This window comes from Altererythrobacter sp. B11 (assembly GCF_003569745.1).
Classification (GTDB): domain Bacteria; phylum Pseudomonadota; class Alphaproteobacteria; order Sphingomonadales; family Sphingomonadaceae; genus Croceibacterium_C.
Genome location: NZ_AP018498.1, coordinates 551,866 through 574,002 on the forward strand (window position 1 = coordinate 551,866; position 22,137 = coordinate 574,002).

The window sequence follows — 22,137 nt, forward strand, 5'->3', positions numbered from 1 at the left end:
GATCACATCGTATCGCGGCGGATGTGGGCGCGAATCTGCTCCCGCATCGCCGCCGCGTCCGCTTCCGCAAGGCCGGGGAGCGAGACCGACGCATTATGATTGCCGGCGGTGTGCAGCACCAGTGTAGCAAGGCCGTAAAGCCGCTCGATCGGGCCGCGGTTGAGGTCGATATGCTGCACGCGGCTGAAGGGCACCACGGTATCGGACCGGAACAACAGGCCGCGCACCACGCGCAACCGGTCCTCCCCCAGCTGATAGCCCCGCGCCTGGTAACGGCGCAGCGGCACCCGGATCAGCACAAGGGCGGCAAGCACCAGAACGGGCAGCAGGAAGCCGCCGGGGGGCAGCAGGCCCACCGTCTCCAGCACGCCGGCCGCGATCACGAAGGGCAGCGTAACCAGCAGCCAGCCGATCCGCAGAACCTTCACATAATCGCGGTGCAACGGGGTGAGCGCATCCTCGTCCATGGGTGCATCATGTGAACAATACACTTGCGGCAGGCAAGCGAATCCGGCCCCCGTGAGGGGATGCGCCGACGCCAACGAAAGAGAATGGTGCTGCTGGGGAGGATTGAACTCCCGACCTCACCCTTACCAAGGGTGCGCTCTACCACTGAGCTACAGCAGCACTGGAGGCATGCCCCAAGCCGGCCTGTTTGCCGGCGGGGAGCAGGCGCGCGCTAATGGCATGCCTCGCCGGGATGTCAAGCCATGCTTGAGCCTGCCCGCCTTTGGCGGCAAAGCCTTTGCGATGAGCGAAGGCGAACAGAAATTGTCGCGCGAGGAGCGTCTGGCGGCCAAGCTGCGCGAGAACCTGCGCCGCCGCAAGGCGCAGGCGCGCGCGATGGGGGATGACCATACGGGGCAGGACGCCCTTCCCAAACCGGCGGAGGACGGCTAACGGGCGGGGCTTCCAAACAGCCGCAGGAGCCGCAGCCCAAGTGCCCAGCCTGATCCTCGTCCGCCACGGCCAGAGCCAGTGGAATCTGGAAAACCGCTTCACCGGCTGGTGGGATGTGGACCTGACCGAAAAGGGCGTCGGCGAAGCGACTGCCGCCGGCGAACTGCTGGCGCAGAAGAACCTGCTGCCCACGCGCGCCTTCACCTCGCTGCAATTGCGGGCGATCAAGACGCTGCATCTGGCGCTGGAGGCCTGCGGCCGCCTGTGGATCCCCGAGATAAAGGACTGGCGGCTCAACGAACGGCATTACGGCGGCCTCACCGGGCTGGACAAGGCCGAGACCGCGGCGAAGCATGGCGAGGAGCAGGTGCATGTCTGGCGCCGCAGCTTCGATGTGCCGCCGCCCCCGCTGGAAGCGGGCAGCGCCTTCGATCTTGCCGGCGATCCGCGTTATGCCGGGCTGGCGGTCCCCGACACCGAAAGCCTGAAGCTCACCATAGAGCGGGTGCTGCCTTATTGGCAGAGCGACATCCTGCCCGTGCTGGCGAGCGGCGAGACGGTGATCATCTCTGCCCATGGCAATTCGCTGCGCGCGCTGGTGAAGCACCTTTCCCGCATATCGGACGAGGACATTACCGGGCTGGAAATCCCCACCGGGCAGCCGATCGTCTATGAGTTCGACGGCGACATGAAGCCGGGCGAGCGGCACTATCTGAAGGATCGGTGATGAAGGCTTCCGCCGCACCCGTCGCCATCGTGATGGGCAGCCAGTCCGACTGGCCGACGATGAAGCGCGCCGCCGAAGTTCTGGAAGAGCTGGGCGTGGGGCATGAGGCGCGGATCGTGTCCGCCCATCGCACGCCGGATCGCATGGTGGCCTTCGGCAAGGGCGCGGCAGACGAAGGCTTCCGCGTAATCGTGGCGGGCGCCGGCGGCGCGGCGCATCTGCCGGGCATGCTGGCGGCGCTGACCCACCTGCCCGTGCTGGGCGTGCCGGTGCAGAGCCGCACGCTTTCGGGCCTCGACAGCCTGCTGTCCATTGTCCAGATGCCCGCCGGCGTGCCGACGGGGACGCTGGCGATCGGCGAAGCGGGCGCGACCAATGCCGGCCTGCTGGCGGCCGCGATCCTGGCCCTGTCGGACGAGGCGCTGGCGGAGCGGCTGAAGGCCTGGCGCGCAGCCCGCAGCGATGCCGTTGCCCTGGCGCCTTCGGAGGCATGAGAGCGCCGCGATGATCCCTACCGGCGCGACGATCGGCATTCTCGGCGGCGGCCAGCTCGGCCGGATGATCGCCATGGCGGCCGCGCAACTCGGCTATCGCTGCCATGTCTTCGCGCCCGAGAAGGACAGCGTCGCTGCAGAGGTGAGCGCGGATTTCACCTGCGCATCCTGGCACGATCAGGCAGCGCTTTCCGGCTTCGCGCAGGATTGCGCCGTCATCACCTATGAGTTCGAGAATGTGCCGGTCGCCCCGCTGGCGGCGATCCCCGATGGGCGGCTGATTTCCGGGCGCCGCGCGCTGGAAGTGGCGCAGGACCGGCTGGCGGAGAAACGCTTCGTGGCCGAACTCGGCGGCCGCCCCGCGCCCTATGCGGCGGTGGACGGCGGCGCTGCGGATGGCGAGGCGGAGCTGCGCGAGGCCGTGGAACGGGTGGGCCTGCCGGGCATCCTCAAGACCCGCCGCGACGGCTATGACGGCAAGGGCCAGTGGCGCGTCGCCAGCCTGCGCGAGATCGACGGGCTGCGTATCCCCCGCTCCGGGCTGGTCTTCGAAGGGCTGGTGCGATTCGAGGCGGAGTTCTCCGTCATCCTCGCCCGCCGGGCCGATGGCGTGATCGCGTTCTGGGACAGCGCGCAGAATGTGCATCAGGGCGGCATTCTCGCCCGCTCCTTCCTGCCCCCGTCGCAGGCGGTGCTCGATCAGGTGGACGAGGCCCGCGCCCTTTCGCGCAAGGTGGCCGATGCGCTGGGTTACGTGGGTGTGATGGCGCTGGAATTCTTCGCCACGGCGGACGGTCCCGTGTTCAACGAGATGGCGCCGCGCGTGCACAATTCGGGCCACTGGACGATCGAAGGCGCGGTGACGAGCCAGTTCGAAAACCATGTGCGCGCGATCTGCGGCCTGCCGCTGGGCGACACGTCCACGGTGGGCGGGCAGGTGGAAATGCGCAATCTGATCGGGGATGAAGCCGCCGACGTGGCGGGGCTGCTGGGCGATCCGCAGGCGCATCTCCATCTCTATGGCAAGGCCGAAGCGCGCCCCGGGCGCAAGATGGGCCATGTGACCAGGATCGGGTAACGAAGGCGGGCTGATGACGCGGGAAGTGATCTTCGTGGTGGCACGCGCGCTGGATGGCACCATCGCGCAGGATGGCGACGTGCCGTGGAAGATCCGCGCCGATCTGCAGCGGTTCAAGCGGCTGACCATGGGCAAGCCGATGATCATGGGGCGCAAGACCTTCGACAGCCTGCCCGGCCTGCTGCCCGGCCGCCGGCATATCGTGCTGACGCGCCAGCAGGGCTGGAGCGCGCCGGGCGCGGAAGTGGCGCATGATGCACAGCAGGCGCTGGAATTGGCCGGCGCCGGCGATGTCGCCGTGATCGGAGGGGCGGATATCTTCGACCTGTTCCTGCCGCTGGCCACGCGGCTGGAAATCACCGAAATCTTCGAAAACACCGCGGGCGACGTCTTCATGGCGACCCCCGATCCGAAGCTGTGGCGCGAAACCGGGCGGGAGAAGCACCACGCCGAAAAAGGCGATCCCGCCTATGCGTTTGTAACGCTGGTGCGCAGCTGACGCGCGAATGGACGCAGCACGCCTGACCCTGCCCGCGCCGAAGGCCCAGATCGCATGATCCGGCTGGACCACGGCGCCCCCGTTCCGGCGGAACTGCGCGGCGCGATCCTGGCGCTGGGCAATTTCGACGGCTTTCACCTCGGCCATCAGCGCGTGGTCGCCGAGGCGGTGGGCTGGGCGCGGGGCGAAGGACGCAGGACCATCGTGGCCACCTTCGATCCGCATCCGGTGCGCCATTTCGCGCCGCATATTCCGCCCTTCCGCCTCACCACGCTGGACCAGCGGCAGGAACTGTTCGCCGCCGCCGGCGCCGATGCGATGATGGTGTTCCATTTCGACGGGACGCTGGCGAAAACGCCTGCCGAAAGCTTCGTGACGCGCCTGCTGGGGGAACAGATGGGCGTGGCCGGGGTGGTGACGGGGGAGGATTTCACCTTCGGCAAGGATCGTGGCGGCAATGTGGAGCTGCTCGCCTCGGTCGGGCGGCGCTGCGGCATCGCCGCCCGCGCAGTCGGCCCGGTGCGGGCGGGGGGGATGACCGTGTCCTCCAGCCGAATCCGCGATGCGCTGAAGGCAGGCGATTGCGAAGGCGCGGGCGCGCTGCTGACGCGGCCTTTCGCGGTGCGCGCCGTGGTCCAGCATGGGGACAAGCGCGGGCGGACCATCGGCTTCCCCACGGCGAATATGAACCTGGGGCAGTATCTGCGCCCGCGATACGGCATCTATGCCGTTACCGGGCGGATCATGGATACGGGGCAGACGCTGAAGGGCGCCGCCAATGTGGGCATCCGCCCGCAATTCGCCCCGCCGCAGGAACTGCTTGAGCCGCATTTCTTCGACTACTCGGGCGATCTCTACGGGCGGGAGCTGGAGGTGGCCTTCCACCACTTCCTGCGCCCCGAAGCCAAGTATGACAGCCTGGACGCGCTGATCGCGCAGATGACGGCGGATTGCGAACAGGCCCGGCGGCTGCTGGGCTGATGCCCGGGGGCGAGCGAGAGAAATTGCAGTCCGCCCCCGCCGCCGCTAAGGCGCGCGCTCTATGACCGAACAGCGCGACTATAGAGATACCGTCTTCCTGCCGAAGACCGATTTCCCGATGAAGGCCGGCCTTCCCCAGAAGGAGCCGGGGATTCTCGCGCGCTGGGAGGATGACGGCCTCTATGCCGCGGTGCGCCGCAGCCGCGAAGGCCGCGAGAAGTTCATCCTCCACGACGGCCCGCCCTATGCCAATGGCGACATGCATATCGGCCACGCGCTGAACCATGTGCTGAAGGACATGGTAGTGCGCACCCAGACGCTGCTGGGTAAGGACGCGCCCTATGTGCCCGGCTGGGACTGCCACGGCCTGCCCATCGAATGGAAGGTGGAGGAGCAGTACCGCAAGAAGAAGCTGGACAAGGATCAGGTCGATCCCACGGAATTCCGCGCCGAATGCCGCGCCTATGCGCAGCATTGGGTGGATGTTCAGCGCGAGCAGCTGAAGCGGCTGGGCGGGCTGGGCGATTGGGACAATCCCTATCTGACCATGCAGTTCGACAGCGAAGCGACAATCGTGCGCGAGCTGCTGAAATTCGCCGAAAGCGGCCAGCTCTATCGCGGTGCCAAGCCGGTGATGTGGAGCCCGGTTGAAAAGACCGCCCTCGCCGAGGCGGAGGTGGAGTATGAGGACATCACCTCCACCCAGATCGACGTTGCGTTCGAGATCGTCGAATCGCCGATCGCGGAACTGGTCGGCGCCCATGCGGTGATCTGGACCACGACGCCGTGGACGATCCCGGTGAACCAGGCTTTGGCCTATGGGCCGGAGGTCGAGTATCACCACTATCGGGCCCATGACGGCCGCCGCTTCCTCGTGGCGGCGCCCTTGCTGGCTTCGTTCTTCCTGCGCACCGGCCTTGGGCCCGTGGCGGAGGACATCGAGGGCGATCTCGCGATAGAGGAATACGCTCTCGGGACGATAAAAGGCTCTGACCTGGCCGGCACCAAGGCCCGCCACCCGATGCACCATCTCGGCGGATTCTTTGCCGAGCCGCGGCCGATGCTGCCGGGCGATTTCGTCACCACGGACAGCGGCACGGGCCTCGTCCATATGGCGCCGGACCATGGCGAGGACGATTTCGAGCTGTGCAAAGCCCATGGAATCGCGCCGAAATTCGTGGTCGAGGCCGATGGTCGCTATCGCGAGGACTGGGGCTGGCTGCCGCGCAGCGACCCGCGTTCGATGAGCGTCATCAATCCGAAGTTCAACGCGCCTGACGGGCCGATCTGCGAAGACCTGAAGGAAGCTGGAGCTTTGCTGGCGGCGAGTGCCGATTACCGGCACAGCTATCCGCACAGCTGGCGGTCCAAGGCCAAGGTGATCTTCCGCTGCACGCCGCAGTGGTTCGTGCCGATGGACAAGCCCGGCATCGCCGAACACCTTGAAACGCCTGCAGAACAGGGCTGGGACAATGAAGGCGGCGCGATCGGGCCGGAGGCCACGCTGCGCAGCCTGGCGATGGAAGCGATCGAGCAGACGCGCTTCGTTCCGGAGAAGGGGCGGAACCGGATCGGCAGCATGGTGGAAGGCCGGCCCGATTGGGTGTTGAGCCGCCAGCGCGCCTGGGGCGTGCCGATCACCCTGTTCGTGAACCGGAAAACCGGGGAATATCTGGTAGATAAGGCCCTCAACGCGCGCATCGTGGAGAGCGTGCGTGCACAGGGCGTGGATGCGTGGAGCGACGAGGCTGCAACGCTTCTGCAAGAGTATGGGCATGACCCGGACGCGTATGAGCGGGTGACCGACATTCTCGACGTGTGGTTCGACAGCGGATCGACCCATGCCTTCGTGCTCGAAAGCGGGCGCTGGCCGGCGCTGCAATGGCCGGCCGACCTCTACCTGGAAGGCAGCGACCAGCATCGCGGCTGGTTCCAGTCCAGCCTGCTGGAAAGCTGCGGCACGCGCGGGCGGGCGCCCTACAAGGCGGTGCTGACCCATGGCTTCACCATGGATGCCCGGGGCGAGAAAATGTCCAAGAGCAAGGGCAACACGGTGAACCCGCTGGAGGTGATGCGCGATTACGGCGCCGACATCATCCGCCTGTGGGCGCTGAGCGTCGATTATACCGAGGACCACCGCATCGGGCCGGAAATCCTGAAGGGCGTGGCCGACCAGTATCGCAAGCTGCGCAACAGCTTCCGCTATATGCTCGGCGCGCTGGACGGCTTTACCGACAGCGAGCGAGTGGCCCCGGCCGACATGCCGGAGCTGGAACGCTACATGCTGGCGTTGCTGGGCGGGCTGGATGCCGAACTGCGCCGCGCGGTCGATGATTTCGACTTCAACGCCTACACCCGCCGGCTGGTGGACTTCTGCAACGAGGATCTGTCCGCCTTCTTCTTCGATATCCGCAAGGATCGGCTCTATTGCGACGCTCCGGGCGATCCCGCGCGGCGCGCCTATCGCACGGTGCTGGACACGCTGTTCCACGCGCTGGTGCGCTATGCCGCGCCGGCGCTGGTGTTCACGGCGGAAGAGGTGTGGGGCACACGCTATCCCGATGGCGGCAGCGTGCATCTGCTGGAATGGCCCGAAGTGCCGGCCGCCGAGGCCGACCTCGCCCGCTGGGATCGCCTGCGCGCGCTGCGCGAAGAGGTGATGGAAGCGATCGAGCCGCTGCGGCGCGAGAAGCTGGTCCGCTCCGGGCTGGAGGCGGAGATCACCGTGCCGGCCGAGGCCGTGCCCGAGGGCGTGACCGACGAGGAGCTGGCCGGGCTGTTCATTTCCGGCACCGTCTCCCGCGAGGAAGGCACCGCGATCCGCGTTTCGCGCAGCGACGACAACAAATGCGGCCGCTGCTGGCGGCTGCTGCCCGAAGTGACCGAGGACGGCGCCCTGTGCCATCGCTGCACCGCCGTGGTCGCCGAACTGGACAGCGCGGCATGAGCCCCGCCTGGCGCAACCGCCTGATCGGCCTGCTGCTGGCCGCCGTGGTGACGGCGGTGGACAAATGGGTGAAGCTGCAGGTGCTCGGCCCCTGGCAGGTGCGCGAACGCGGCTCGATCGAGCTGCTGCCCTACTTCAACCTCACCTTCACGCGCAATTTCGGCGTCTCGCTCGGCATGTTCGAGGCGACATCCATGGAAATGCGCTGGATGCTGGTGGCGGTGACCGGGCTGATCGCGCTGGTGGTGTTCGTCTGGCTGCTGCGCGAGCGGCGGGCATGGGACATCATGCCCCTCGCGCTCGTGCTGGGCGGCGCCATCGGCAATATCCACGACCGCTACCGCTATGGCTTCGTGGTCGATTACGCCGATTTCCACATCGGCAGCTTCCGCCCCTTCCTGGTGTTCAACGTGGCCGATGCCGCGATCACCGTGGGCGTCGTTATTATCCTTGCCCGCGCCTTGTTCATCCGCGAGAAACCGGAAGGCGAACAACAGGCGGACAGATCCGCGGAGATTACCTGATGCGCAAAGCGACCACGATCCTTCTTCTCGCCGGTTCCTCGGCCCTGCTCGGCGCCTGCGGGTCCGGCGGCATCATGAGCCGCGAGCGGCCGGACGAGTTCGCCGTGCAGCGCCAGGCTCCGCTGGTGGTGCCGCCCGATTTCCGGCTGGAGCCGCCCGCCCCCGGCGCGCCGCGCCCCACCGAAGGCACCGCTGCGGAACAGGCGCTGGATGCGCTGTTCGGCGATCAGGCGCCCAAGTTCAGCCAGGCCGAAGCCGCCGCCCTGCAGCGCGCGGGCGAGGCGGACAGCGGCATCCGCTCCTCCGTGGGCGATGCCGGCACCTTCACCGTGGACAAGGGCAGCACCACCCAGGCCATCGTGGCCGCGCCCGAGGGTGACGGGCAGGACGCGCGCGCCGTCATCCCCGGCTGACCGGGTCCGCGAGCGGGCAGGCCGGGCGGCAGGTGCCGCCGGGCCGCTCTCTCAAATCCCGGCGGAGATCCCCGCCATGGCCGCAGCCTGCGCCGCGAACACGCGGCCCGGCTGCATCACGAAGCCGGGATCGAATTCCGCATAATTGCAGGTGATTTCTTCCCCCGCGGCGATATCGCGGATGGCCCAGCCGGTGCGCGGATCGGTGAAATCCGTGTTGGGCAGATCGGCATGGTTCATGAACCGGCCATTGTCGAATTCCACCACGGTAAGGCCCGGCCGCGTCATATGCGGATAGCCATAGCGTTCCACGAAATCGCGCTGCAGCGGGCCCATGGTTTCCAGATCGGCCGGCGTCAGCAGCAGATCGTAGCGTTCATCGAGTGACCAGATGGCGGCGCCCCGTTCGATCGGGGAAACCGCGAAGATGCCGATGCCCTCGATCGCACTGGGGCCGACATAGGTAGGAACGATCATCATCGCTCGTCTGTCCGGGCGCGCGAGAAGGCGGGCGCCCACGCATCGCCGGAATGTCCGGCGACGGCACGAGAAATGCGGCGCTTCGGGTTTGCCCGCAATATGGAAAATGCGCCGCCAGCAGCAGCCCGCCGCATTTTCGCGTCAGCTCATTTTATCTGCGTTGCCAACAGCTTGTCTATCTTGCGGCCATCCATGTCGACCACTTCGACACGCCATCCCTGATCGTCGAAATATTCGCCTTCATGCGGCAGGTGCTTGAGCATGAAGAGCACATATCCGGCGGCAGTGGCGAACTCGCGATCCTCCGGCAGATCGAGCCCCAGCCGTTCGGACAGCATGTCCGCCGGCATGGCGCCGGAGAGCAGCAGCGAGCCGTCCTCCCGCTCCACGACCTGGGGGTCTTCCCCTTCGTCCTGATGGCTGGCGAAGCTGCCGGCGATGGCACTGAGCAGATCGGCCGGGGTCACGATGCCTTCGAAATGGCCATATTCGTCATGCACCAGCACCATGGGCATGCCCGATTGCTGCAGCGTGCGCAGCGCATCCATGGCGTCCAGCTGATCGGGCACCACTTCCGCCTTGCGCACCAGCGTGGCGAGGTCCGCACGCCCATCGGCCAGCAGCTGGGCCAGCACTTCGCGCAGCTTGACCACGCCGATCACCTTGTCCGGCGATCCATCGGCCACGGGCAGCAGCGAATGCGGCGTTTCGCGCGCCACCTTGCGGATTTCCTCCGCATCGGCGCCCAGATCGAACCAGTCCACTTCGGTGCGCGGCGTCATCAATTCGCGCACCGGCCGTTCGGCCAGCCGCATCACGCCCGAGAGGATGACCCCTTCCTGCTCCTCGATCACGCCGGAGCGCATGGCATCGGTGAACACCAGCTGCAGCTCTTCCGCGGTCAGCCGCGATTCGCCGCGCGCACCGATGCCCAGCAGGCGCATGAGCAGGGCGGATGAGGAATCGAGCAACCACACGAAGGGCGCGGCGATGCGCGCGACCCACACCATCGGCAGCGCCATGGTGATGGCGATCGGCACGGCGGCGCGCAGGGCCAGCTGCTTGGGCACCAGTTCGCCCACCACCAGGCTGAGATAGGTGGTGATGGCGATCACCAGCACGAAGCCGGCTTCCTGCGCCACATCGCCCCCCACGCCCAGCACTGCCAGCCGTTCGCCCACCGGGCCGCCCAGCGTGGCGCCGGAATAGGCGCCCGAAATAATGCCCACCAGCGTGATGCCGATCTGCACGGTGGAAAGGAACTTGCCGGGATCGGCCGCCAGATCCAGCGCCGCGCGGGCACCGGCGCTGCCCTTGTCCGCCGCCACGCGCAATTGCCCGTGCCGCGCGGAGACGATTGCCAGCTCCGACATCGAAAAGACGCCGTTGAGCAATATCAGGCCGGCAAGGATGGCCAGATCGAACCAGGGAAAGGGTGACATGGGGGGAGCAGCGCTAGCAGATCGTGCCGCGAAGGCGAAGCGCCATCGGCGGGCCTGCCGGATGATCGCCGTTTCGCAGCTGCAGCCGCTTCAGGAACATGCGGGCGGCCTGAACGTTCAAAAGGGCACATTCAGGTGGCGTTCTCCATTCGCCGGCCAGTGCTGCGCGTGGAGTAAACAAGCATGAGGATGCAACGCATGAAGAAATCCCGCATTTTGGTATCCAGCATGGCCGCGATCTCGCTGCTGGGCGTCTCTGCCTGCGTGACGGACCCGAACACGGGCGAACGCAAGGTTTCGCGCACCGCCATCGGCGGCGTGGGCGGCGCCGGGCTCGGCTATCTGCTGGGCGGGCTGATCGGCGGCAAGACCGCGCGCATCGTGGGTGCGGGCATCGGCGGCGCGGCCGGCGGCTATGCCGGCTATCGCATGGACCAGCAGATCAAGGAGCTGAAGGAAACCACCGCCGGCAGCGGCGTGGATGTGACCGAGACGCCCAATGGCGACGGCATCCTGCTGAACCTGCCCGACGTGACCTTCCCGGTCGATTCGACCACCATCAGCCCGAGCTTCCGCGCCACGCTGGATAATGTGGCGCAGAGCATGATCAAATATCCCAACAGCCTGATCGACGTGATGGGCCACACCGATTCGACCGGCTCCGACAGCTATAATCTCGATCTGTCGCGCCGCCGGGCCGAGAGCGTGGCCAATTACCTCGTCTCGCGCGGCGTATCGCGCGCACGGATCGAGACGGTGGGCTATGGCGAGCAATATCCGGTGGCGAGCAACGACACGCCCGAAGGCCGCGCGCAGAACCGGCGCGTGGAAATCCGCATCACTCCGGTGACGGAGCAGGATGTGAACAAGGCCTATTGATCCGGTTTACCGGTTGGAGAGGGAAGGGCCGGCCGCAAGGACCGGCCCTTTTTCCTGCGCGGGATACCTAGCGCACGATCGCGGAATAGCGGCGCGCCCGGTCCGCCAGCCGCTCCACGGCCGCGCCATGGATGGCGGGGGCGCAGACCAGCATGCCGAAGGCGCGCGGATCGCGCTTGTTGTAGCTCAGCGGCTGGCCGAAGGCGTCGCTCACTGCGGCGCCCGCCTCGCGCGCGATCAGGGCGGCGGCGGCGATGTCCCATTCATAGCCCCAGCGCAGCGTGGCGACCAGATCGGCGCGGTCATCCGCCACCATGGCCACGCGCAGGGCGATGGAATTGGGCTTTTCCACCGTCACCAGATCGCGATCCTCCTTCGGCAGCGAATCGGTGGGCACGCGGGCACCGGGCAGCTGCCTGCGGGTGCTGGCGGAGAGCGGTTTCCCGTTGAGCCGCGATCCCCGGCCCGAAATGCCGACCCACATTTCCCCCCGCGCCGGGGCATCGAGGATGCCGATCAGTGGCTTGCCCGCGCTGATCAGCGCGACGGACACCGCCCAGCCCGGGCGCCCGCGGATGAAATCGCGCGTGCCGTCAATGGGATCGACCAGCCAGATGAGGTCGCGCTCCAGCCGGGCGGGGGCGTCCACCGTCTCTTCCGACAGCCAGCCGGCCGCGGGCAGCAGCGCGCCCAGTTCGCGCTTGAGGAAGTGATCGACCTCCAGATCGGCCTGGCTCACCGGGCTGCTGTCGCCCTTGTCCCAGCTTTCCAGCGCGTGGCCATGGCCCGGCCAGCGGCGCAGCGCCATGCGCCCCGCCTCGCGGCAGATTTCCTCGAGTCTGGCGAAGTCGATCATTCCCCCGGCGATGGCGGCGATGCTAAGGGTTTGCAAGCCGTGCGCGCATTGCCTAAGCGCCCCGGCATAGCCCATCTCCCAGTGGCCCCAATCCTAGTCATCGGAAGGCAACTCCAGCGATGAACATCCACGAATACCAGGCGAAGGAACTGCTCGCGAAATTCGGCATCGGCGTACCCGCCGGCCATGCGGCGCTGACGGTGGAGGAAGCCGTGGCAGCGGCGAAGAAGCTCCCCGGGCCGCTGTATGTGGTGAAGGCGCAGATCCACGCGGGCGGCCGCGGCAAGGGCAAGTTCAAGGAACTGGGCGCCGATGCCAAGGGCGGCGTGCGTCTGTCCAAGAGCGTGGACGAGGTGGAAGCCAATGCCCGCGAAATGCTGGGCAACACGCTGGTGACGGTGCAGACGGGCGAGGCCGGCAAGCAGGTCAACCGCCTGTATGTGACGGACGGCGTGGACATCGCGAAGGAATATTACCTCTCCATGCTGGTGGACCGCGCCAGCGGCCGCATCGCCATGATCGTGTCCACCGAAGGCGGCATGGACATCGAAACCGTGGCGCATGAGACGCCGGAGAAGATCACCACCGTCACCATCGACCCGGCGACCGGCTTCATGCCGCATCACGGCCGCGCGGTGGCCTTCGCGCTGAAGCTGGAAGGCCAGCTGGCCAAGGCCGCGCAGAAGCTGGCCAAGCAGCTCTATGACGCCTTCACCGCGCTCGATTGCGCGATGCTGGAAATCAACCCGCTGGTGGAAACCGAAGGCGGGGAACTGCTGGTGCTCGACACCAAGATGAGCTTCGATTCGAACGCGCTCTATCGCCACCCCGACGTGGAAGCGATGCGCGACGAGACCGAGGAAGACCCGATGGAGGTGGAGGCGAGCAAGTACGACCTCGCCTACATCAAGCTGGACGGCAACATCGGCTGCATGGTCAACGGCGCGGGCCTCGCCATGGCGACGATGGACATCATCAAGCTGAACGGCGCCTTCCCGGCCAACTTCCTCGACGTGGGCGGCGGCGCCAACAAGGAGAAGGTGACCGCGGCGTTCAAGATCATCCTGTCGGACCCGGCGGTGGAAGGCATCCTCGTCAACATCTTCGGCGGCATCATGAAGTGCGACATCATCGCCGAAGGCATCGTGGCCGCAGCGAAGGAAGTGAACCTGTCCGTACCGCTGGTCGTGCGGCTGGAAGGCACCAATGTGGAACTGGGCAAGCAGATCCTCGCCAATTCGGGCCTGCCGATCGTGCCGGCCGACGATCTGGGCGACGCCGCCCGCAAGATCGTGGGCGAAGTGAAGCAGGCCGCCTAGCGGCCCGCCGCCCGCCGCAGCGGGAACAGCAATTCGGACGTGCTGCCATCGTCTTCGCGCACCCGCACGGCGATGCGCAGCACATCCGGCCCCTGCCGCTCCAGCGTCAGCCCATCGAAATACCAGTTGCCCCCCTCGCGAGCGATCAGCGGGAAGCTGGCGAACTCTGCGGGCTCTTCCCATCCGGTCATGTCGGGGCCGAAATGCTTGAGCCGCATGACGAGGCTTCCCCCGTCCTCCGCCAGCTGGATGAATTCGTAGAACATCACGCCGCCCTTGCCGTCCTCCTGGACGAAGGTGCCCGCCATCGTCCCGCCGAACGGGGCAGAATAGCTTTCCTGCGCCGGCGCGCCGCCGATGCCCGGCCCCTCCCACGAGCCCGCGAGCCAGGCCAGGTCCGCGATCACGGCCGCCGGCCGCTCCGCCCCCTCCTGCGCGCTGCGGGTCAGCGCCGGCTGGTCCTGTGCCGCAGCCGGCACGGCGGTGACGAGGCAGAAGGCTGCGAGAATCGCACGCATGGGACAACTCCGGGATGATGACGGGCGATGTTATGCCGCTTCCGACACGGCGCCAAGCATGGCCGGGCTTGACCTCGACCTCCGACAACGCGAAGGCGCGACGTAAGATTATAACCCTGAACGAACCCTCAGGAGGGGCTCCTCGATGAAGATCCTCGTCCCCGTCAAGCGGGTGATCGATTACAACGTCCGCCCGCGGGTGAAGCCCGACGGCAGCGGGGTCGATCTCGCCAATGTGAAGATGAGCATGAACCCCTTCGACGAGATCGCCGTGGAAGAGGCGATCCGGCTGAAGGAGAAGGGCGCGGCGGAGGAAATCGTGGCCGTGTCCGTCGGCCCGGCGAAGGCGCAGGAAACGCTGCGCACCGCGCTCGCCATGGGGGCCGATCGCGCGATCCTGGTGGAGACGGACGAGGCGGTGGAGCCGCTGGCCGTGGCCAAGATCCTCAAGGCCATCGTGGATGAGGAACAGCCCGGCCTGGTGCTGCTGGGCAAGCAGGCGATCGACGACGACAGCAACCAGACCGGCCAGATGCTGGCCGCGCTGGCCGGCCTGCCGCAGGGCACCTTCGCCAGCAAGGTCGAGATCGAGGGCGACAGCGTGTCCGTCACCCGCGAGGTGGATGGCGGGCTGGAGACGGTGAAGCTCACCCTCCCCGCCGTGGTCACGGCCGACCTGCGGCTGAACGAGCCGCGCTATGCCTCGCTGCCCAACATCATGAAGGCCAAGAAGAAGCCGCTCGATGTGAAGACGCCCGCCGACTTCGGCGTGGACGTCACGCCGCGCCTGACCACCACCCACGTGGCCGAGCCGCCGGTGCGGCAGGCGGGCGAGATTGTCGCCGACGTCGATACGCTCGTCGCCAAGCTCAAAGCCCTGGGAGTTGCCTGATGACTGCCCTCGTACTTGCTGAACTGACGGGCGGCGCCGTCGCGCCCGCCACGCTCGCCACCGTCACCGCCGCCGCCGCGCTCGGCGGGCCGGTCCATGTGCTCGTCGCCGGTCCGCAGGGCGCGGCCGACGAAGCGGCGAAGATCGCGGGTGTGGAGAAGGTGCTCCACGCCGCCGACGCAGCCTATGCCGACATGCTGGCCGAGAATGTCGCGCCACTCGTGGCGGGCTTGATGGAGGGCTACGATGCCTTCCTCGCCCCTGCCACCACCACCGGCAAGAACGTAGCCCCGCGCGTCGCCGCCCTGCTCGACGTGATGCAGGTGTCGGACATCATCGCGGTCGAAGGGCCGAAGAGCTTCAAGCGCCCGATCTATGCCGGCAACGCCATTGCAACGGTCGAATCGCGCGATGCCAAGCTGGTGATCACCGTGCGCACCACCGCTTTCGACAAGGCGGCGGAAGAGGGTGGCTCGGCCGCTGTCGAGGCGGTCAGCGGCCCCGGCGATGCGGGCCTGTCGCAGTTCGTCGGCATCGAAGCGGTCAAGAGCGAACGCCCCGAGCTGACCAGCGCCGGGATCATCGTCTCGGGCGGGCGGGCGCTGAAGGACGGCGACACCTTCCAGCAGATCATCACCCCGCTTGCCGACAAGCTCGGCGCCGCCATCGGCGCGAGCCGCGCGGCGGTCGATGCGGGCTATGTGCCGAACGATTACCAGGTCGGCCAGACGGGCAAGGTCGTCGCCCCGCAGCTCTACATCGCGGTCGGCATTTCGGGCGCGATCCAGCACCTGGCCGGGATGAAGGATTCGAAGGTGATCGTGGCGATCAACAAGGACGCCGACGCCCCGATCTTCCAGGTCGCCGACCTCGGGCTGGTGGCCGATCTGTTCACGGCGGTGCCGGAGCTGACCGAGAAGCTGTGAGCGTTGCTTCTCCGACCTGGCAGGCATAGATCTATCGGCAGGTAGGGGGGCTCGCTCATGGGGTGGTTTCGAACTGGTCTTCTCTGTGCCGCTACCGCCGCGACGCTGGCCATTCCGGCGCAGGCGGAAGAGGTCCGGCTGACCCCAACTGCCAACACGAGTTGGATTGTCGACTATGCGAGGGGGAAGTGCCGTCTCGCGCGGTATTTTGGCGAAGAGGACGATCGCTATCTGCTGATGTTCGATCAGTTCCAGCCCGGAACCTACGCCACCCTCACTGTGGCCGGTCGTGAGATGTGGCGCTATGTCGGGCGAGACAATGTCGAACTGACTCTAAGCCCTCTATTCAGCGCCCGGGAGGTTCGCGCAGAGGCCGTGAGCTTCGGTGACTTTCGCAGCGCCGTCCACGTCCGGCTTGAAGTGGCCCCCGAACAGGAAGCGAAAGGCGAATCCGCCGGCTACGAGGTGGAGGGCCTGCCCCACATCGACACAAGCCGATTGCAGGGCAACGCCGAACTGTCGTTCAGCAAGCGCAACAGGGCGATCACCTTCGCGCTGCCCGAACTGGCGGCGGCATTCAATGCGCTCAACACCTGTTCGCGCGATCTGGTGTCTTCCTGGGGACTCGACCTGAAAAGCCAGGACAGGATGCGCCGGCAGGCCGAGCCAATCAACCTTCGAGAAATCGCCGAGCGGATCCAGCAGCAATACCCGTTGCAAGCGCTACACGCCCGCGAGCAGGCCTCGCTGGCGTTGCGGATCATCGTCGATGCCGACGGGTCGATCGAGGAGTGTAGCGTCAACGAGATCACCTCGACACGCTACCTCCATTCCCCCGCCTGCGACGTATTTGGCGATCGCGCGATGTTCGTTCCTGCCCAGGATGAGCATGGCGAGCCTATCAAGTCCTATTACGCTACGGCTATCGTCTACCGTATCGACGCCCGCCGTTGAACTGGCCGGCGATTCGCTGCCTTTACAGCAGCTACATCGCCGCGTGACCGAGAAGCTGTGAGCGGGCGCCGCGTCACGCCCCGCCGGGCGGACGTTCGAACAGGATGACCGAATCGCCCGCAGGAAGCTGCGCCTCGCGCATGCGGCGGAAGCCGAGCTTTGCCGCCAGCCGCAGCGAGGGCACGTTGCCGCAGGAGATCATGCACACGATGCGCCGTTCGCCATGCGTGTGTTCGAACCACGCCAGGGCGGCGCGCATGGCTTCGCCGGCCAGCCCCTGCCCCACGTGGGGCGCGCCGATGATCCAGCCGGCTTCCGGGCTGTCATCGAAATCCGCCCCCAGCCCGCGCCAGCTGTGGAAGATGCCGCAGGTGCCGATCAGCCCATCCTCATCCGGCCGGCGCAGCATGAAGATGCCATAGCCATAGAGCACCCAGCTGCCGGCATTGCGGCACAGCCGGTCGAACTGGCCGCGGAGGCCATCCAGATTGGCAAGGAAGCGCGCCGTATCCCCCTCCGTCAGCAGATCATGCAGCGGGTGCAGATCGCCCTGAGCGGGAGCGGTCATCTCCAGCCGTTCCGTATACAGCGTGGGGAAGACGATCATAGCAGCTGCGTCGCCGCGTGGATCGCCACGCCGACCAGCCCGCCCACCAGCGTGCCGTTGATCCGGATGAATTGCAGATCGCGACCCACTGCGCCTTCGATCCGCTCCGTCACCGTGCGGGCATCCCAGCGGCGCACCGTTTCGGACACCAGCTTCACGATCTGATCGCCATAGCGCGTCGCCACGCCCACCGCCGTGCGCCGGGCAAAGCGATTGACCTGCCATTGCAGCGACGCATCGTCATGCAGCGCCCGGCCAAGCTCCGCCATGGCGCCGCCGAGCTGGCCCGGCAGCTCGCCCTGCGGATCGCGCAGCCGCTCGATCAGGCCGTGGCGCAGCCGTTCCCACACGCTCATCCACCAATCGGCCACGGCGGGATTGTCCAGCAGCTCCTTCTTCATCGCCGCCACCTTCGCCTGGGTGGCGGGATCATGCTTCAGATCCTCCGCCAGCTGGCGCAGCCCTTCCTCCACCTTGCCGCGCAGCGGATGATCGGGGTCCACCAGCACTTCGGCCAGCAGGCGATAGAGCCCGTCCACCACGGAATTGGCCAGCCGCTCGTCCAGCCCCGTCCAGCGCAGCAGGGCATTGGCGCGCGCATGGATCATGCTGCGCACCATCTCCTCATTGTCTTCCAGCGCCAGCCCCACCCAGCGCACGATGGCATCGATCAGCGGGCGGTGCTTGTTGTCGGCCATGGCGGTGGAGATCATATTGCCCAGCAGCGGCGCGATATCGAACTTCTCCAGCTGCTGGGCCAGCCCGGCGCGCACCTGCATGCCCAGCCGTTCGGGATCGAGCGATTCCAGCAACCCGGCCAGCAATTCGCCCGCCCCCGCGCGCACGCGCCCTTCGCCGCTGCCGCTCGGCTGGAGCAGGAAATTGCCGATGCCGCGGGCGAAATTGCGATCGCGCATGCGCCGGGCGACCACGGCCGGCGTCAGGAAATTGCTGCGCAGGAAGCCCGCCATCGTATCGGCGATGCGATCCTTGTTTTCGGGGATGATCGCGGTGTGGGGGATCGGCAGGCCCAGTGGGTGGCGGAACAGCGCCGTCACCGCGAACCAGTCCGCCAGCCCACCCACCATCGCCGCTTCGGCGAAGGCGCGCAGATAGCCCCAGCCGGGATGCACCGCCTGATAATGATGGCCGAGCAGGAACAGGCCCGCCATGGCCACCAGCAGCGCGGTGGCGGTGATGCGCATGCGCCGCGCGCGATCGACCGGGGGCACCGGCGGCGCGGCGGGGCGCGGCAGCTGCCTGCGCGCCGTCACTCCCGCGCCCCGGTCACTCGGCGGGGTGGGCCTCCGTCGCCCCATGATCGCGGCGCCTGCCGTCGCTGTCGCCGGGGCGATAGGTGAGGAAGCGTTCGCGCAGCCAGGGGCCGAGCCGCTTTTCGAAGCCATCGGCCAGGCTGAACCCCGCCGGCACGATCAGCAGGGTGAGCAATGTGGACAGCAGCAGGCCGCCGATCACCACAATGCCCATCGGCGCGCGCCAGGCCGCATCGCCCGAGAGCGAAAGCGCGGTGGGGATCATCCCCGCCGTCATCGCCACGGTCGTCATCAGGATCGGCTGGGCGCGCTTGTGCCCGGCATCGATGATCGCAGCCTTCTTCGGCACGCCCGAGTGCATTTCCTCCAGCGCGAAGTCGATCAGCAGGATCGAGTTCTTGGCGACGATGCCCAACAGCATCAGCAGGCCGATATAGACCGGCATGGAGATCGGATCGCCCTTGATCCACAGCGCCAGCAGACCGCCCAGCGGGGCGAGCAGCAGCGAGGTCATGTTCACCAGCGGCGATACGAAGCGCTTGTAAAGCAGCACCAGCACCGCGAATACCAGCAGCACCCCGCTGATGACGGCGATGATGAAGTTCTGGATCAGCTCCTGCTGCCATTCATCCTCGCCCACCGGGCGGTTGGACACGCCGGCGGGAAGATCCTTCATGATCGGCAGGGCGTTGATGGCGTTCATCACCGGCCCCTTCACCACCCCTTCGCCGAGATCGGCACCGACGAAGATGCGGCGGGACTGGTTGAAGCGCTGGATCTGCGTCGGCCCCGCGCCGAAGCGGATATCCGCCACGCGGCTGAGCGGCACCGAGCCGCCGCTGGCGGTGGTGACGGGCAGGTTCTCGATGGTGGAGAAATCCTGCCGCGAGGATTTGGCCAGCACCACGCGGATCGGCACCTGGCGATCGCTGAGCGAGAATTTGGCGGCGTTCTGGTCGATCTCGCCCAGCGTGGCGATGCGGATCGCCTGGCTGAGCGCGGAGGTGGTGACGCCGAGCTGCGCCGCCAGATCGAGCCGGGGCACGATGACCAGTTCGGGCCGCTGCAAATCGGCATCGATGCGCGGAGCCACCACGCCGGGGACGGACTGCATCTGCTCCGCCAAGGTCTGCGCGGCGGATTGCAGCACATCGGGGTCCGAGCCAGTCAGCATCACCGAAATATCGCGCCCGGTGCCGAAGCCGCCCGATTGCGAGGCGAAGCTCACCCGCGCATCGGCGATCTTCTGCAGTTCGGGATTCAGCCTGCGCTCGAACTCATAGCTGGGGGTTTCGCGGTCGGTCCGCAGCACGACGAACAGCCGCGCCTCACCCTCGTTGATGCGTTCCAGCACCCGCTCCACCTCGGGCTGCTTCTCCACGATCGCAGTGACGCGATCGGTCACCCGCTCCGTCTCCTCGATCGTGGTGCCGGGCACCATTTCAATATTGACGCGGCTGGTGTCCGAATCGGTGGTCGGATCGAATTGCTGCGGCAGATGGGTGAGCAGCAGCGCGGTGATGACCAGCGCGCCGATGCCGGCGAGGAACATCCAGAAACGGTGGTCCACCGTGCGCGAGCGGACGCGGAGCATGAAGCGTTCATGCGCCTGGGCGAAGCCGCCGCCGGTGGCATAGATCACGCGGTTGAGCACCCAGCCGACAGCGAAGCCCGCGGCGACGGGCAGCACGATCAGCAGCAGCGAAGTGGGCAGCCATGCGGGCAGACCGGGAATCCCGGTGCCAGCCACGACATAGGCCACCACCAGCACCACGGCGAACACGGCCAGCCAGTACAGCGTCTCTCCGGCGGCGTTCCAGCCGCTACGCACTGCGGGCGCCATGCCCTGGCGGCGCTTTTCCGTCTTCGTTTCGTCCAGCGTCCAGCGCAGGATGCCCATGTAGCGGTCCATCAGCCAGCCCTCGCCATGTTCGGCGTGGCCATGGGCCTTGAGGAAATAGGCCGCGATCATCGGCGTGATCATCCGCGCCACCGCCAGGCTCATCAGCACGGCGGCCACCACGGTGAGGCCGAAGTTCTTGAAGAACTGGCCGGAAATGCCCGGCATCAGGCCCACCGGCAGGAACACGGCGACGATCGACATGGTCGTGGCGACCACGGCGAGGCCGATTTCGTCCGCCGCGTCGATCGAGGCCTGATAGGCCGTCTTGCCCATGCGCATGTGGCGCACGATGTTCTCGATCTCCACGATGGCGTCGTCCACCAGCACGCCCGCCACCAGGCTCAGCGCCAGCAGCGAGAGCGTGTTGAGCGTGAAGCCCATCATGTCCATGAACCAGAAGGTCGGCACGGCGGAGAGCGGGATCGCCAGCGCGGCGATGATCGTGGCGCGCCAGTCGCGCAGGAACAGGAACACCACCACGATCGCCAGCAGCGCGCCTTCGATCATGGCGTGCATCGAGCTGTCGTACTGGTCCTTGGTGTATTCCACGCTGGTGAAGAGCTGGGTGATGTGGATGCCGGGATTGTCTTCCTCGATCGACTTCAGCTCCTTGATCGCCGCGTCATAGACGGTGACGTCGGAAGCGCCCTTGGCCCGCTCGATGCCGAAGGTCACCACCTGCCGGCCGCGCATCTTGGCGATGGAGCTCTGTTCGGAATAGCCGTCGAACACCTCGGCCACATCGTCGAGGCGGATCGTCACGCCATTGCTGAGGCGGATGCGGGTCTTGGCGAGATCGCGCGCCGTATCGGCATTGCCGAGCACGCGCACGGACTGGCGCGATCCGGCGATCTGCGCCTCGCCACCCGCGGCATCGGTGTTCACCTGCCGCAGCGCGGTGTTGATCGTCGCCGCGGTGACGCCGAGCGCCTGCATCCGCGCGGGATCGAGGACTACGCGGATCTCGCGGTCCACGCCGCCGGCGCGGCTCACCGCCGCCATGCCTTCGATGGACAGCAAGCGGCGCGAGATCGTGTCGTCGATGAACCAGCTGAGCTGCTCCATCGTCATGTCGTCTGCCGCCACGGCGAAATAGCCGATCGGGCCGTTGCCGCCGACTTCCACCTTGGTGACGCGCGGTTCGAGAATGCCTTCGGGCAGATCGCCGCGGACCTGGTCCACCGCGTTCTTCACCTCGTTCACCGCATTGTTCGCATCGGTGCCGATGATGAACTGTACCGTGGTGACACTGCTGCCTTCGGTGGCGGTGGACTGGATCTGGTCCACCCCGTTCACCGATCGCACCGCCGCTTCCACCTTCTGGGTGATCTGCGTCTCGATCTCGGTCGGTGCGGCGCCCGGCTGGCTGATCTCGACGATCACCGCGGGGAAATCGATGTCCGGATTGTCGTTCACGTCCATGCGGCTGAACGAGACGATCCCCGCCAGCGTCAGGCCGATGAACAGGACGATGGGAACGATCGGATTGCGGATCGACCACGCCGAGATGTTGCGGAAATTCAT

22 protein-coding genes and 1 tRNA gene are annotated in these 22,137 nt (G+C 66.9%); 14 read left to right on the forward strand and 9 right to left on the reverse strand.

Going from position 1 to position 22,137, the window contains the following annotated elements:
* Nucleotides 1-2: 2 nt before the first annotated feature.
* Both AEB_RS02505 and AEB_RS02510 read right to left on the reverse strand, forming a co-directional pair.
* Nucleotides 3-467 carry a PH domain-containing protein gene (locus AEB_RS02505; protein ID WP_119081781.1) on the reverse strand — a complete coding sequence of 155 codons (465 nt, stop codon included), beginning with the start codon at nt 465-467 and terminating at the stop codon, nt 3-5.
* Nucleotides 468-552: 85 nt separating this feature from the next.
* Nucleotides 553-627 (reverse strand) — tRNA-Thr (locus AEB_RS02510).
* An 87-nt stretch (nt 628-714) separates the two neighbouring features.
* Here AEB_RS02510 and AEB_RS02515 point away from each other — a divergent pair.
* The 9 genes from AEB_RS02515 to AEB_RS02555 all read left to right on the forward strand — a co-directional run bounded on the left by AEB_RS02515 (nt 715) and on the right by AEB_RS02555 (nt 8,563).
* Entirely contained in the window at nt 715-900 is a 186-nt protein-coding gene (locus AEB_RS02515) for a hypothetical protein (RefSeq protein WP_145985257.1), read from the forward strand.
* Between the two features lie 40 nt (nt 901-940).
* On the forward strand, nt 941-1,627 hold the full coding sequence (gpmA, locus tag AEB_RS02520) for a 2,3-diphosphoglycerate-dependent phosphoglycerate mutase (RefSeq protein WP_119081783.1): 687 nt from the start codon (nt 941-943) through the stop codon (nt 1,625-1,627).
* The gene (purE, locus tag AEB_RS02525; protein ID WP_119081784.1) at nt 1,627-2,121 is read left to right on the forward strand and encodes a 5-(carboxyamino)imidazole ribonucleotide mutase; all 495 of its coding nucleotides are present in this window, start codon (nt 1,627-1,629) and stop codon (nt 2,119-2,121) included. The genes gpmA and purE overlap by 1 nt, the downstream gene beginning before the upstream one ends.
* 10 nt (nt 2,122-2,131) lie before the next feature.
* On the forward strand, nt 2,132-3,199 hold the full coding sequence (locus tag AEB_RS02530) for a 5-(carboxyamino)imidazole ribonucleotide synthase (RefSeq protein WP_119081785.1): 1,068 nt from the start codon (nt 2,132-2,134) through the stop codon (nt 3,197-3,199).
* A 13-nt stretch (nt 3,200-3,212) separates the two neighbouring features.
* Nucleotides 3,213-3,698 (forward strand): dihydrofolate reductase, encoded by a 486-nt coding sequence (locus AEB_RS02535; RefSeq protein WP_119081786.1) that lies wholly within the window; start codon nt 3,213-3,215, stop codon nt 3,696-3,698.
* Nucleotides 3,699-3,752: 54 nt separating this feature from the next.
* On the forward strand, nt 3,753-4,679 hold the full coding sequence (locus AEB_RS02540) for a bifunctional riboflavin kinase/FAD synthetase (RefSeq protein WP_119081787.1): 927 nt from the start codon (nt 3,753-3,755) through the stop codon (nt 4,677-4,679).
* 61 nt (nt 4,680-4,740) lie between these two features.
* Nucleotides 4,741-7,626, forward strand: coding sequence for an isoleucine--tRNA ligase (gene ileS / locus AEB_RS02545; RefSeq protein WP_119081788.1), 2,886 nt, complete (start codon nt 4,741-4,743; stop codon nt 7,624-7,626).
* Nucleotides 7,623-8,150 (forward strand): signal peptidase II, encoded by a 528-nt coding sequence (gene lspA / locus AEB_RS02550; RefSeq protein ID WP_119081789.1) that lies wholly within the window; start codon nt 7,623-7,625, stop codon nt 8,148-8,150. The genes ileS and lspA overlap by 4 nt, the downstream gene beginning before the upstream one ends.
* Nucleotides 8,150-8,563 carry a DUF3035 domain-containing protein gene (locus AEB_RS02555; RefSeq protein WP_119081790.1) on the forward strand — a complete coding sequence of 138 codons (414 nt, stop codon included), beginning with the start codon at nt 8,150-8,152 and terminating at the stop codon, nt 8,561-8,563. The genes lspA and AEB_RS02555 overlap by 1 nt, the downstream gene beginning before the upstream one ends.
* A 51-nt stretch (nt 8,564-8,614) precedes the next feature.
* Here AEB_RS02555 and AEB_RS02560 read toward each other — a convergent pair whose 3' ends face one another.
* Nucleotides 8,615-9,043, reverse strand: coding sequence for an SET domain-containing protein (locus tag AEB_RS02560; protein WP_119081791.1), 429 nt, complete (start codon nt 9,041-9,043; stop codon nt 8,615-8,617).
* A gap of 146 nt (nt 9,044-9,189) precedes the next feature.
* The gene (locus AEB_RS02565) at nt 9,190-10,485 is read right to left on the reverse strand and encodes a hemolysin family protein (protein WP_119081792.1); all 1,296 of its coding nucleotides are present in this window, start codon (nt 10,483-10,485) and stop codon (nt 9,190-9,192) included.
* A gap of 198 nt (nt 10,486-10,683) precedes the next feature.
* Between AEB_RS02565 and AEB_RS02570 the strand changes: the two genes are divergently transcribed.
* Nucleotides 10,684-11,364 (forward strand): OmpA family protein, encoded by a 681-nt coding sequence (locus AEB_RS02570; RefSeq protein WP_119081793.1) that lies wholly within the window; start codon nt 10,684-10,686, stop codon nt 11,362-11,364.
* A gap of 67 nt (nt 11,365-11,431) precedes the next feature.
* Here AEB_RS02570 and AEB_RS02575 read toward each other — a convergent pair whose 3' ends face one another.
* A complete protein-coding gene (locus AEB_RS02575) occupies nt 11,432-12,220 on the reverse strand; it encodes a 3'(2'),5'-bisphosphate nucleotidase CysQ (protein ID WP_119081794.1) in 789 nt (262 codons plus the stop codon).
* Between the two features lie 119 nt (nt 12,221-12,339).
* Here AEB_RS02575 and sucC point away from each other — a divergent pair, with 119 nt between their 5' ends.
* A complete protein-coding gene (gene sucC, locus AEB_RS02580; RefSeq protein WP_119081795.1) occupies nt 12,340-13,539 on the forward strand; it encodes an ADP-forming succinate--CoA ligase subunit beta in 1,200 nt (399 codons plus the stop codon).
* Here sucC and AEB_RS02585 read toward each other — a convergent pair.
* A complete protein-coding gene (locus tag AEB_RS02585) occupies nt 13,536-14,057 on the reverse strand; it encodes a DUF6265 family protein (protein WP_119081796.1) in 522 nt (173 codons plus the stop codon). The genes sucC and AEB_RS02585 overlap by 4 nt on opposite strands.
* A gap of 145 nt (nt 14,058-14,202) precedes the next feature.
* Between AEB_RS02585 and AEB_RS02590 the strand changes: the two genes are divergently transcribed.
* The 3 genes from AEB_RS02590 to AEB_RS02600 are packed head-to-tail and all read left to right on the forward strand — an operon-like array spanning nt 14,203 to nt 16,829.
* Nucleotides 14,203-14,949 (forward strand): electron transfer flavoprotein subunit beta/FixA family protein, encoded by a 747-nt coding sequence (locus tag AEB_RS02590; RefSeq protein ID WP_119081797.1) that lies wholly within the window; start codon nt 14,203-14,205, stop codon nt 14,947-14,949.
* Nucleotides 14,949-15,875, forward strand: a complete 927-nt coding sequence (locus AEB_RS02595; RefSeq protein ID WP_119081798.1) for an electron transfer flavoprotein subunit alpha/FixB family protein — start codon at nt 14,949-14,951, stop codon at nt 15,873-15,875. The genes AEB_RS02590 and AEB_RS02595 overlap by 1 nt, the downstream gene beginning before the upstream one ends.
* Nucleotides 15,876-15,932: 57 nt before the next feature.
* Nucleotides 15,933-16,829: an energy transducer TonB gene (locus AEB_RS02600; protein WP_119081799.1), complete on the forward strand. Its 897-nt coding sequence runs from the start codon at nt 15,933-15,935 to the stop codon at nt 16,827-16,829.
* 73 nt (nt 16,830-16,902) lie between these two features.
* On the opposite strand, the gene AEB_RS02605 is transcribed toward AEB_RS02600, so the two are convergent.
* From AEB_RS02605 to AEB_RS02615, 3 genes are all read right to left on the reverse strand, one after another.
* Nucleotides 16,903-17,436 carry a GNAT family N-acetyltransferase gene (locus AEB_RS02605; RefSeq protein ID WP_119081800.1) on the reverse strand — a complete coding sequence of 178 codons (534 nt, stop codon included), beginning with the start codon at nt 17,434-17,436 and terminating at the stop codon, nt 16,903-16,905.
* Entirely contained in the window at nt 17,433-18,641 is a 1,209-nt protein-coding gene (locus AEB_RS02610) for a DUF445 domain-containing protein (RefSeq protein WP_119084409.1), read from the reverse strand. Before AEB_RS02610 ends, AEB_RS02605 begins: the two co-directional genes overlap by 4 nt.
* Before the next feature lie 82 nt (nt 18,642-18,723).
* The gene (locus tag AEB_RS02615; RefSeq protein WP_119081801.1) at nt 18,724-22,137 is read right to left on the reverse strand and encodes an efflux RND transporter permease subunit; all 3,414 of its coding nucleotides are present in this window, start codon (nt 22,135-22,137) and stop codon (nt 18,724-18,726) included.